Annotated in this window: 8 protein-coding genes; 4 read left to right on the top strand and 4 right to left on the bottom strand. The window is 52.7% G+C overall.

The features are described 5' to 3' along the window. Positions 1–41: 41 nt before the first annotated feature. The 4 genes from JTN23_RS08475 to nirB all read right to left on the bottom strand — a co-directional run bounded on the left by JTN23_RS08475 (position 42) and on the right by nirB (position 5,159). The gene (locus JTN23_RS08475) at positions 42–713 is read right to left on the bottom strand and encodes a response regulator transcription factor (protein ID WP_247233849.1); all 672 of its coding nucleotides are present in this window, start codon (positions 711–713) and stop codon (positions 42–44) included. 23 nt (positions 714–736) lie between these two features. Continuing rightward, positions 737–2,158, bottom strand: coding sequence for a sensor histidine kinase (locus tag JTN23_RS08470; RefSeq protein ID WP_247233847.1), 1,422 nt, complete (start codon positions 2,156–2,158; stop codon positions 737–739). Positions 2,159–2,163: 5 nt separating this feature from the next. Further along, positions 2,164–2,517: a nitrite reductase small subunit NirD gene (gene nirD, locus JTN23_RS08465; protein WP_247233845.1), complete on the bottom strand. Its 354-nt coding sequence runs from the start codon at positions 2,515–2,517 to the stop codon at positions 2,164–2,166. A gap of 122 nt (positions 2,518–2,639) precedes the next feature. Further along, complete coding sequence (gene nirB / locus JTN23_RS08460) at positions 2,640–5,159, bottom strand: nitrite reductase large subunit NirB (RefSeq protein ID WP_247233843.1); 2,520 nt, start codon at positions 5,157–5,159, stop codon at positions 2,640–2,642. A 279-nt stretch (positions 5,160–5,438) separates the two neighbouring features. On the opposite strand from nirB, the gene cobA reads away from it, so the two are divergent. The 4 genes from cobA to JTN23_RS08440 all read left to right on the top strand — a co-directional run bounded on the left by cobA (position 5,439) and on the right by JTN23_RS08440 (position 13,014). Further along, a complete protein-coding gene (gene cobA / locus JTN23_RS08455; protein WP_247233841.1) occupies positions 5,439–6,206 on the top strand; it encodes a uroporphyrinogen-III C-methyltransferase in 768 nt (255 codons plus the stop codon). Positions 6,207–6,536: 330 nt separating this feature from the next. Next, a complete protein-coding gene (locus JTN23_RS08450) occupies positions 6,537–7,901 on the top strand; it encodes an alginate export family protein (RefSeq protein ID WP_247233839.1) in 1,365 nt (454 codons plus the stop codon). A gap of 75 nt (positions 7,902–7,976) precedes the next feature. Next, positions 7,977–9,296, top strand: coding sequence for a NarK family nitrate/nitrite MFS transporter (locus JTN23_RS08445; RefSeq protein WP_247233837.1), 1,320 nt, complete (start codon positions 7,977–7,979; stop codon positions 9,294–9,296). Positions 9,297–9,405: 109 nt separating this feature from the next. Continuing rightward, complete coding sequence (locus JTN23_RS08440; RefSeq protein ID WP_247233835.1) at positions 9,406–13,014, top strand: nitrate reductase; 3,609 nt, start codon at positions 9,406–9,408, stop codon at positions 13,012–13,014. Positions 13,015–13,026: the final 12 nt, after the last annotated feature.

Genomic DNA, 13,026 nt, shown 5'->3' with positions numbered 1-13,026 from the left:
TGGTATGTATCCCCTGCCCCTACTTTACCTAAGTTCTACATCTAGGCCTGTTCCCGTAGGGCTATACTCACCAGCTCGGCGGTGTTCTTGACACGGGCTTTCCGGATAATACTGGCACGCTGGTTAGCTACGGTATGCGGGCTTACATCAAAGCGCTCGGCTATTTCCTTACTGCTCATCCCTTCGGTCAGGCACTGCAGGATCTGGTACTCGCGGGGGGTAATCTTGTTCCAGATGGATGCCGCCGTGCTGGCACCTATACCGCTTTCTGTCTGCCGGTAACTATTTTTTGGTACCACCAGATTCCGGATAATGACCGAAGAGGCATTGGGTGGATAGTATAGTTCACCGGCTGCCACCGCACGCACCGCCTTAAGTATCTCTTCCTGATCAGTATCCTTGAGCAGGTACCCGGCGGCTCCGCTCTGTACGGCATTGAGTATATAATCCGGATTATTGTGCATACTAAACACCAGTATCCTTACCTCCGGGTACAGCCGTGAGGCTTCGCGGGCTACTTCGATACCCGACATACGGGGCATCGTTATATCCAGTAAAAGCACATCAGGATGTGTAACCGGAATCAGGTCAATGGCTTCGTCGCCATCCGAAGCCTCTCCAACTATTTCAATGTCGGACTCATCTTCCAGCAAATTCAAGATTCCTTTCCTCACTACGGAGTGGTCGTCGGCGATTAATACTTTAATTGGCATACCTGTTGAGATGGAGTGTACTACTATATTACAACTAAAATCTTTGTTCCTTTACCCGGTCTGGAGCTGAGCTTCATTTCACCTCCTAATAAACTGGCCCTGGTGCGCATGTTTTCAATGCCACTCCCCATCTGGCTTTCCCTTCCGTTTTTTCCTGCTTCTCCTGGATCGAATCCTTTGCCATCGTCTTCAATGCAAAGCGTAATCTTTCCCCGGTTTCGTTTAAGCTTTACCTCTATTACCTTTGCCCTGGCGTGCTTGACCGCATTATGCAGGGCTTCCTGTACGATCCGGTACAAGCCAATTTCGGTAGCCGGCGGCAGCCTTTTATCTTCACCAGAGCCCTCAAAATGGATCTGAATACCTGACGAGCTAGCCACCTGATCAGAAAGCAGCTGTAACCCTGCTTCCAGTCCGAAGTCACTCAGCACGGATGGCATCAGGTTGAACGACACCTGCCGGGTGGTCTGAATAGTTTCCTGGATCAGCTCACGCAGGTCCTCAAACCGCTTGCGCTGTTTTTCTTCCGGAAAAGGTACTTGCTTCAGCTTCTCGGCGTGCAACTTTACTCCGGTCAGCATCTGTCCGATACCGTCGTGCAGCTCGCGCGCAAAGCGCCGGCGCTCCTCTTCCTGGCCTTCCAGTAAGGCCGCCGACCTGATCTTTTCCCTGGCTGCCTGCAGCTGGTACTTTTCTTCGGTCATCCGCAGGAGTTCCTCCTGCGTCGCTACCAGTTCACGATTGGTAGCCGCCAGCCGTTCATTGGTCTGCCGCAGATCCTCCTCCGAGCGAGTAAGCATCTGGATCACCTTCTGCGTGTACTTTACGACTGGTCTGAAAATAAACATCCCTTCCACCAGCAGGATCAGCAAGGTTCCCAGCCCCAGTAACCACTCCATGCGCTCGAGGTACTGGACCCGGGCCAGACTTTCAGCATCAAACTGAAATACAATCTGATCCATCTGGCGCAAAAAGGCTGGCTCCTGAGCCAGCACTACCCGCAGGGCCTCTGCTCGATCCTGAACAGACGCCTGCGGGCTACTGATCACTCTAAAACCACTGTAAATGGACTGAAACACGGGCTCGAGCTGAACGAACATGCTATCCAGTACTTCACTTTTACGTACCACGTACGTTTTTTCCATCCGTAGTAGCCCATTCCGTAGCTGCTCGTGGTTCTGATGCCAGGTATGGAGTACCGAATCAAAATTAGCCACGTCGGCATGGGTCATTTGTTGCGTACGCAGCAGTGACAGCTTGGTCAGTTGCTGGCTCAGCATCCGTTGCCGCCCCGCTACGTTGACGACCCTGCCGTCGTCGTTGAGATCTTCCAGCGTACGCCTCACCAGTAGCAGGCCGCTTATGGTCAGTAGCGCTACCATCAGTAGCGCTACTACGTAAAAGCGGGTAAGTCGGCGGGCAACCTGACGATCCAGTTGATCCATTAGTCCTATATTCCTATGTACACCAGCCCATCCTTTACCAGTATGGGGTAGGTATTGATCTTGTACTCCTCCCCGCTCAGGCACGAGCCGTCTTTCAGAGAGAAGGTCTTCTTATGAAAAGGACAGGCTACCTTGGGTTCACCCTGCTGGCTGCCGATCATACCCCGCGACAGGGCCATCTGCTGGCGGTGCGGACATTCGTTGTCAGTAGCGTACCACTCACCCCGGCGGGTAAAGTGGAAGATGGCAATCTGCTTGCCTTCTATAAGGGCACAGGCGCCGCCTTCTTCGGGTACATCGCTTTGGTGACAGGCCAGGTGCCAGGTAATTCGGTCTTTTTTATCAGCTATCAGTTCCATTTTATTTTGCTTTAGGCTATAAGCTGTATGTTATAGGCAATTTGTTCTTTGATAATTGTGTCGGTACTGCCCCCTCGTCCGTTCTTCACTTTTCACTTTTCACTTTTCATTATACACTACCCCTACGCCCACTCCTTCGCGCGCTTCTGATCGCGCATGTCGTCAAACTGGACAGTGGGGTCCTTCTCCTCGGGGGCGTTGACAAAGTGGTTGAAACGCTTGCGCAGTTCCGGATTGTCTACTACCTCTTTCCACTCACACTTGAAATTGTTAACAAGGGTCTGCATTTCCTGCTCGAGCTCCTCTCCTATTCCCAGTACATCGTCTACGACCACGGCTTTGAGGTAGCTCATGCCACCTTCCATCTTGTTGAGCCAGGTAGCGGTACGGGTTAGTGGGTCGGCAGTTTTGATGTAGAACATCAGGAAGCGGTCTATGTAGCGGATACAGGTTTCCTTATCCACATCCGTTGCCAGTAGCTGGGCGTGCTGGGGCTTGGAGCCACCGTTGCCACATACGTACAGGTTCCACCCTTTCTCGGTCGCGATGATACCGAAGTCTTTGCTCTGCGCCTCGGCACACTCACGGATACAGCCTGATACCGCTGATTTCAATTTGTGGGGAGCACGAAGTCCTTTGTAGCGTTCTTCTACCTCAATAGCAAATGATACCGAATCCTGCACACCGAAGCGGCACCAGGTAGATCCTACGCAGCTCTTAACCGTTCGTAGCGCTTTACCATACGCATGACCACTCTCAAAACCGGCCGCGATAAGCTCTTCCCAAATCTTGGGCAGATCGCTCACGTGGGCACCGAACAGGTCTATACGCTGTCCACCAGTGATCTTGGTATAGAGGCCGTATTTCTTAGCTACTTCACCTATTACAATTAGTTTGTCAGGAGTAATCTCACCGCCGGGTATACGGGGTACTACTGAGTAGGTACCACCCTTCTGGATATTGGCCAGGTAGCGGTCGTTGGAGTCCTGAATCGTAGCGCGGCCTTTTTCGAGTACGTTCTCGTTCCAGAGGCTGGCCAGTATAGAGGCCACCAGTGGCTTACAGGTCTCGCATCCATCATCTTTACCCAAGCCTTCCACTACTTCGCTGAAGGTCCGGTAGCCGTTCATCTTCACCATATCCAGCAGCTCCTGACGGGTGTAATCAAAGTGCTCACAGATGATATTACGGATGTACAATCCCTGCTGCTTCATGGTACCCTGTATCAGGTCCTTGACCAGCGGAGCACATCCGCCACAACCGGTACAAGCCTTGGTCGCTTTCTTGAGGCTATCTATGGTAGTATGGTTATTCTCGGTAATCTCATGGCAGATCATGCCCTTGGTCAACGCCTCGCACGAACAGATCAGGGCATCGTCGGGCAGTGACATCACACCAGCACCGGCCTCCTCACCACCCCGTGAACCCAGGATCAGGTCTTCGGGGTCGGGCGGAAGTACGGTCTTGTTCTTGCAGGTCTGCAGCAGCATGTTGTACTGCTCCGCATCTCCTACCAGTACACCCCCTAGTAGCTCCTTGCCATCGGGCGTTACATTGATACGCTTATATATGCCTTTGGCTTTGTTCTCATACGTGATGGTACGGCAGGCGGGTTCTTCCACAAACGGATCACCAAAGCTGGCTACGTCTACACCGATCAGCTTCAGCTTTGTAGACATATCGTAAGGCTTGAACTCCTTCTCTTCGCCGGTCAGGCGGGCCGCTACCACATCAGCCATTTCGTAGCCTGGTGCTATCAGGCCATAGATCATCTGATGCGCCAGGGCACACTCACCAATGGCGAATATGGCCGGATCAGAGGTCTGCATAAAGTTATCTACCACAATACCTCCGCGCGGGTGCGTTTCCAGGCCAGCGGCCTTGGCTACTTCATCGCGCGGACGGATACCGGCCGAAATAACGAGCATATCGACATCCAGTACAGTGCCATCGGCAAACTGCATACCTTCTATGGTATCTCCACCGAGGATTTGCTGGGTACTTTTGGAAAGATGTATGTTAAGGCCCAGTGACTCGAGCTGGCGCTGAAGGATGCCCGAACCGGCCTCATCGATCTGCCGGGGCATGAGCCGGGGGGCAAATTCTACTACGTGCGCCTCTTCCAGACCCAGATCCAGCAGGGCCTTAGCAGCCTCCAACCCCAAGAGTCCTCCACCCAGCACAGCGCCACGGCGTGCCTTCCGGGCGTGCGACTGTATAAGATCCAGGTCTTCTATAGTACGGTACACAAAGACCCCCTCTTTCTCCACCCCGGCAATGGCGGGTACAAAAGCTCCCGAGCCGGTAGCCAGCACCAGATAGTCATAAGGTACTATAAGTCCATGATGCGACCGTACCTCCTTACGCTGACGATCAATATCTACTACGGGGTCAGACAGGTACAGCCTTATATCATTCTCGGCGTACCAGCTCAGGGGAGCCATTTGAAGCTCATCTGCTGTTTTTCCTGCTATGTATTCGCTCAGATGTACACGATCATAGGCAGCACGAGGCTCTTCACCAAAAACCGTTAGTTCAAATTTCTGATCACTTTTAGCCTTGGCTATCAGCTTTTCGCAGAATTTGTAGCCTACCATCCCGTTGCCTACTACAACGATCCGTTTGTTTGTGTTTACGCTCATAGTTACTAATAACTAGTAAAGTTGAATAACCCTGTCCTTTTATTGCACTATTTTAATAGTATTATGATTACCCTCCCCGTAATCATCAATCAAAACTAAATGGTGTTTTTTACAATTCCTAATATTTTCTTTTCAAATCAGTCATTTTTAAAACCTATTTTTCGCCATATCTATTGTTTTTTAAAATTATACCCATAATTTTGAACCAACTAATCAGGATAGCAACAAAATACTAACCGTAGTACATTTCCAACATTCACTATATAATATAAAGAAGATATGAAGCCAATGCTAACACTAGTGGGTGCGGGACCAGGCGACGCCGAACTGATCACCCTGAAAGGAATCAAAGCGCTGGAGCAGGCCGATGTAGTACTATATGATGAATTAGCTAATGCATCACTACTGGAGTATGCGCCCGAGCAGGCGATGAAGATCTACGTAGGCAAGAGCGTTGGAAATGCCTCATTCACCCAGGAAGAAATTAATACCCTTATCGTACGCCTGGCTATCAGGCGGGGGCACGTTGTACGACTCAAAGGCGGCGACCCTTTTGTGTTTGGCCGCGGGCACGAAGAAATCGAATACGCCAAACGCTATGGTATAGAATGTAAAGTAGTACCCGGTATATCCAGCTGTATAGCGGTACCGGCCTCGCAAGGCATAGCCGTTACGCGTAGGGGCGTGAGCGAGAGCTTCTGGGTGATTACGGGTACTACCCGGAGCGGCGAAATGTCCGAAGACCTGCAGCTGGCGGCTCAGTCAAGGGCCACCGTGGTAGTACTGATGGGTATGAATAAGCTGAATGAAATATGCGCTATGTACACGCAGTTTGGCCGGGGACATATGCCCATGGCGGTGATCCAGAACGGTACCCGCCTCGATGAGCGGTGTATAGTAGGACAGGCGTGGGAAATGCCGCAACTAGTTATGGAAAAAGGCGTGGGGGCGCCCGGACCAGGAATAATCGTGATTGGTGAAGTAGTGGCTATGCATCCGTCGTATGTAACGGAGTACCTGCAGAGCCTGTCGATCGCTGGTCACTAACAAAAAAAGCCGATCCGGTGTGGGGGCACCTTATGGATCGGCCTAACAGGGTTGTCTATGTTTAACACAAACGATTCAAAGAAAATGAAAAAACTCAGGTAAAGCAAATCTCAGGCTCCGGCACGGGGCGCCGGCACGGGTAGTATCACCTTTTCTGCCCATTGCCCACTTGTACTTCAGCCTCTCGGAATTAAGTACCTATATCCTCCCTTGGGTACGGTCCGAACTCTCAGGCCGGTTTCTGTAACCGGAACACGTACAGCACCTTATTACCGTTCAGGCGTGGCCGCTCGTCTGTCCCTGCTACTACTTTTTTCATTTTTCTCACTCATGCACAGCATTTACAAGATATTTTCCTTAGGATTTCTGCTAGCCGGATTTCTGACGGCCGGGGAATCAGCGGCTCAATTCAGCTTCACCGGGCAGGTCCGTACCCGCACCGAACTTCGCGATGGTTTCGGAGCTCCCTTACAGGTAGGTCAGGATGCTGCCTTCTTTACTTCGCAGCGTACCCGCCTCAACTTTGGCTACGCGGGCTACCGTACCAAGTTCTTCACGGCTATTCAGGATGTACGCGTATGGGGACAGGATGCCTCTACCAACAACCGTATTACCAATCCAGCTCAGAATGGCCTGATGGTACACGAAGCCTGGGCCGAAATCAGCCTGCTGGATACTAACATCACCAAAACCGGCAAGGACTTATCGCTGAAAATAGGACGCCAGGAACTCGTATACGAAGATAGCCGACTGCTCGGCAACCTTGACTGGCTCCAGCAGGCCCGCCGCCACGATGCAGCCCTCCTGAAGTACAACCACAATGGCTTTGTGGCGCACCTGGGAGTAGCCTTCAACCAGAATGGTGAACTCAAAAGCGGGACTCTGTACAATGGCGTACCTACGGGCTACGCCGCCGGTACCAACGCCATCGGTACTATGTACAAGTCGATGCAGTTCCTCTACCTCGGTAAGCAGTTCAAAGCCGGCAACGCCTCCTTCCTGGTTCTAAAAGACGATTTTAACAAATACACCCTCAACGAAACCGGCGCCAAAGCACCTGTCGGGGGTACCTGGAGCCGGGTGACTGTGGGGCCTTACCTGAATACCAGACTGGGCAAAAGCATCAGCCTGACCGCAAGCGCCTACCTGCAGAGCGGAAAGGATAAGGACGGGGCTAACTTGCGCGCTTATACCTACTCACTGAGTACCCTCTACGCTGTCAACAAGCGCTTTGCCATCGGCCCCGGGGTGGACTACCTCTCGGGCAACGGGGTCGGCTCAACCGGTAACCGCCGCTTCGACCCCTTGTACGGAACGCCTCATAAGTTCTGGGGACAGATGGATTACTTCTACGTAGCCGACGGCTTTGGCAAGGGCGGCCTGGTAGACTACTACCTGAGCAGCATTATCAAGGTATCACCCCGCTTTTCAATCAATACGGATCTGCACGAGTTTGCCAGCGCCACCTCCGTCATGAGCAGCGATCAGAACCGACTAAGCCGCAGCTACGGTACCGAGCTGGATATGATCATGAACTACAGCATCACCAAGACCATCGGTCTGCAGGGCGGCTACTGTACCTTCTTTACTACGCCTACGCTGGCGGCCGTCAAGGGAGTGAGTAACGCCCGCAGCAATGCCAACTGGGCTTATCTGATGATCAACATTAAACCTGATTTTCTGGCTAAAAACTAGCAGACGGACCTCCCCCCGCTGCTGCTTCGGCGCCACATAGTCCAATGTATTAACCTCATAAACTGATCTGAAATCATGTCAACTATACATAACAAACCGCTCGAAAAGCTCAATATATTCAGCATCAAGGGTATCCAGATGCAGACGTTTCACCTGACCTGGATCGCGTTCTTTTTCTGTTTCTTTGGCTGGTTCGGTATTGCTCCTCTAATGAAGATCATCAAGGATGACCTGGGCCTTACCAAAGAGCAGATTGGTAATACCATCATCGCTTCCGTAGCCGCTACCGTTATAGCCCGCGTACTGATCGGACGCCTGTGTGACACCTGGGGCCCTCGCAAAGCCTACTCGGCGCTGCTGGCGGTTTCGTCTATCCCGGTCATTCTGGTAGGCTTTGCCAACAGCTACGAATCATTCCTGCTGTTCCGCCTGGCTATTGGCGTCATAGGAGCTTCCTTCGTAATTACCCAGTACCACACCTCGGTGATGTTTGACAAGAAGATCGTAGGTACGGCCAATGCCGTAGCCGGTGGCTGGGGTAACCTGGGTGGTGGTGTTACCAACATGGTCATGCCGCTGATCTTTGCCGCTTTTGTAGGCATGGGCTACCTGCCCGCTTCGGCCTGGCGCCTGGCCATGGTAGTACCGGGGGTAATTCTGCTGGTGCTGTCGGTACTGTACTACTTCAATACAAAAGACACCCCGGCTGGTAACTTCGACGAAATCGAGGCCACTAATACAGCTGCTTCTCCCAAAGCGAAAGGTACCCTGGCCATGGCGGCCAAAGATCCCCGCACCTGGATCCTGTTCCTAGCCTACGGCGCCTGCTTCGGTATCGAGATCACCTTTGACAACGTAGCCGCTCTCTACTTCGCCGAGCGCTTCGGAGCTACCCTGACTACGGCCGGTATACTGGCGGGTACCTTTGGATTCATGAACCTGTTTGCCCGGGCTATGGGTGGCATTGTAGCGGATAAAGTAGGTGGCAAGTACGGGATGCGTGGTAAGGGAGTTCTATTAGCCTTACTGCTTGCTATGGAAGGAGTGGGTATTGCTCTGTTCTCCCAATCTGGAAATATGGTATACGCAGTCATTATGATGCTGGGCTTCGCCATGTTCCTGAAAATGGCCAACGGAGTTACCTACGCCATCGTACCTTTTATCAACCGCAAGGCCATGGGCTCGGTGAGTGGTATTGTAGGAGCGGGTGGTAACGTAGGCGCGGTACTGGCGGGCTTCCTTTTCAAGTCCAGCGCTATAACCTACGCCCAGGCCTTCATGTACATCGGCGTAGCCGTAGCCGTAGTAGGTGCCATCGTAGCCCTGACCCGCTTTGAAAAAGAAAGTGTAGAAATAGAAAAAGCAGAAAACGCTGAGGTAGCCGTAACTGCTTAGCATTTAAAATCTGTCCCGGCAGCCTGTACTTCCGGGACAGAACTTATCATTTCATTGACCTAATAATACAGCTAACAGCTACAAACTACTACCTAAAAGCTTACTACCTATGAATCCAAAAACCACTCGACATAAAACCACTTGTTGCTACTGTGGCGTGGGCTGCGGAGTGGTGGTAAAGCAGGAACCGAACGGACGCTTGACCGTAGAAGGCGATAAAGAACATCCATCTAACCGCGGGATGTTGTGCTCCAAGGGTATGAACCTGCATTACACTGTTTCAGATCAGTCAGACCGGCTCCTGTACCCGCAGATGCGCCTCAACCGCTCTATGCCCCTGCAGCGCGTCGGCTGGGATGCTGCCCTTGAGCGTACCGCTGCCGTATTTCGGGCACTTATTCAGAAATACGGTCCTGATTCAGTAGCTTTCTACGTATCGGGTCAGTGCCTGACTGAAGAGTACTACCTCGTCAATAAGCTCATTAAAGGATTCATAGGTTCCAACAACATCGACACCAACTCCCGGCTCTGCATGAGCTCGGCCGTAGTGGGTTATAAGCTGACGCTCGGCGAGGACTCGGTACCAGTATGCTACGATGATATTGAGGAGGCGGACGTATTCTACGTACAGGGAGCCAATCCGGCCTGGTGCCATCCCATTATATGGCGGCGCATCGAGGCGCATAAAGCGGCCAATCCTGACGTGAAGATTATATGCGTAGATCCCCGCCGGACCGACACGGCCCGCTCTTCCGATCTGCATCTGCCCATTCGCCCCGGCACCGACATTGTTCTCAACAATGCCATTGGCCGTCTGCTGATCGAGAAGGGATACATCAATGAAGAATTTATAGTAAACCATACAGATGGCTTCACGGCTTACCGCGAGCAGGTAATGCAGCGGACGCTAACTGAGGCTGCTGACCTATGTGGTGTACCTGTAGAAGATATTGAAAAGGCTGCGGACCTGATCGGTCGCTCTAAGGGTTTCCTGTCCCTCTGGACCATGGGCATGAATCAGTCGGTCGTAGGAGTCAATAAAAACCTTTCCCTCATAGACCTGCACCTCATCACGGGGCGCATCGGTACCCCTGGCAACGGTCCTTTCTCCCTGACGGGACAGCCCAATGCCATGGGTGGACGCGAGGTAGGTGGCTTGGCCAACATACTCCCCGGCCACCGCGACGTTACCAACGCCGCCCACCGGGAAGAAGTAGAGCGGTACTGGAATGCTCCTGTTCACATCGCCGCCAAACCCGGCCTGACGGCTACGGAGATGTTTGAGGCACTGGCTAATGATAAATCGGGCGGCGCTCCGCTGAAGGCGATCTGGATCATCAATACCAACCCAATGGTGAGTATGCCCGATACCAACGCCGTAGAAAAGGCTCTGAAAGGGGCTCGCTTTGTGGTGGTACAGGACGTATCCAATCGGGCGGATACTGTACAATTTGCCGATGTGGTACTTCCGGCTGCCGCCTGGCTCGAAAAGGAAGGTACCATGACCAATGCCGAGCGTCGCATTACACGGTTGCCTAAGGTGCTGGATGCTCCCGGTGAAGCCCTTCCCGATGCCGAAATCATCTGGCGCTTTGCTCAGAAAATGGGCTTTGGCGAAGCATTCAACTATACCAGCCCTTCGCAGGTATACGAAGAATATACCAAAATTACCGCAGGTACTAACATAGACGTAACGGGTGTCAGCTACGAGGTACTTAAAGAGCGTCGCAGTGTGCAGTGGCCGTTTGTTAAGGCGGCCGCCGCTGCGGAGGAAGGGAAGAAAGCAGGAAAGCAGGAAAGGGGGAATAATGATTTAAGTAATGAGCAGAGAACAGCAGGTACGAAGCGGCTGTTCGCTGATAAAGTATTCTATACCCCTAATGGGCGGGCGCAGATTCATGCGGTACCCGATGAGAATGCGTCTGAAGGTACTGATGCGGACTTCCCGCTGGTACTGACCACCGGCCGTATCCGTGACCAGTGGCACACCATGACCAAGACGGGTCGGGTCGCCAAACTGAACCAGCATACTCCTCAGCCTTTCCTGCAGATCCATCCCAACGATGCACATGCTCGTGGCATTAAGGATGGACAACTAGTTGAAATCAAAGGTCGACGTGGGGAAGTACGGGTGAAGGCTCAGGTTACAGAGGATGTACGGCCGGGTGTGTGCTTCCTGCCTATGCATTGGGGCAAGATCCTGAACAGCAACCTGGGCCGCGCCAATAACCTGACCAGCTCCCTGGTAGATCCCCGTTCCAAAGAACCTGATTTCAAATTCTCAGCCGTACAGGTAGTCCCTTATCGCAAGCCGGTGGAGAAGATCATTGTCATCGGAGCAGGATCAGCGGGCCTTGGATTTATCAACGCGTACCGCTCGGTGAATCAGGAGGATGAGATACATGTATTTTCCAAAGAGATCTACCCCTTCTACAACCGGGTGCTCCTACCCGACTACATCAGTGGCGCTCAGCAGTGGGAGCAACTGGTAAAGCTACGGGAGGACCAGTTTGCCGAGGCCAATATTACGGTTCATAAAGGCGTAGGTATTGTTCACATTGACCGAAAAAATAAAGTAGTGACCGATACTGAGGGGCGTGAGCACAGCTACGATAAGCTCCTCCTCGGGACGGGTAGCCGGGCTTTCATGCCACCGGGAGTCCCTCGGATGGAGGGTATCTTCAACATGCGTTCCCGCCTGGATGCCGACTCGCTCCTCCCCTTCCTGCAGCAGTCCAATCCGCACGCGGTTATTGTAGGGGGGGGACTGCTGGGACTGGAACTGGCCGCATCGCTTCGTGAAATCAACGTGCAGGTAACGGTTATCCAGCGGATCAGCCGCTTCATGGAGCGCCAGCTGGACCCATTGGCAGGCGAGCTGCTGTACCAGGAGCTGGTGGACCGGGGCATTGAGGTATTCTTCAACGATGAAGTACAAACCTTCCACGGTACTGACAAACTGGAAAGTATCCAGCTCAAATCAGGTCGTCGCCTTGATTGCCAAGTAGTGGTAATGGCCATTGGTACGGTACCCAGTATAGAGCTGGCCCGCGAAGCCGGACTCGAATGCAACCGCGGTGTAGTAGTGAATGACTACCTGCAGACCTCTGACCCGGACATATTTGCCGCCGGTGAGATAGCTCAATGGCGCGGGCAAATGTGGGGGATCACGCTGGCCGCCGAACAACAGGCCGAAGTAGCCGCCAAATATATACTCGGCGATATCACTACGCCTTACAAGGGAAGCGTATCGATGAATATTCTCAAGATGGAAGGCCTGCACCTATGCAGCATTGGCATGCCCGAAGCGCCGCCTAACGACCCCGACTACGAGGAGATTGTATTTATTGACAAATCGCAACGCTATTACAAGAAATGTATCGTCTACCGCGACAAGCTGGTAGGTGCCATTATGGTAGGCGACAAGAACGAGTTCCTGGAATTCCGCGACCTAATTGCCAACGGCGTAGAGCTCTCGGAGAAACGTCTCCAACTGCTGCGCTCCGGTAAGCAAGCCGACCCGGTGGAAGGAAAGCTGGTCTGCTCCTGCAACAATGTGGGACAGGGTAATCTTGAGCGGGCCATTCAGGCCGGATGCACCGATTTCAAGCAACTGTGTCAGAAAACCGGCGCCGGTACGGGCTGCGGCTCATGCCGCCCCGAAGTACGAAGCATCCTGGAAAAAATGAACGAACCTGTACTGGTAGCAGGTACCTAAACTTACCTACTG

This window comes from Telluribacter roseus (assembly GCF_017355915.2).
In the GTDB taxonomy this organism is placed as follows: domain Bacteria; phylum Bacteroidota; class Bacteroidia; order Cytophagales; family Spirosomataceae; genus Telluribacter.
This window is presented reverse-complemented; position numbering and strand designations above follow the sequence as displayed.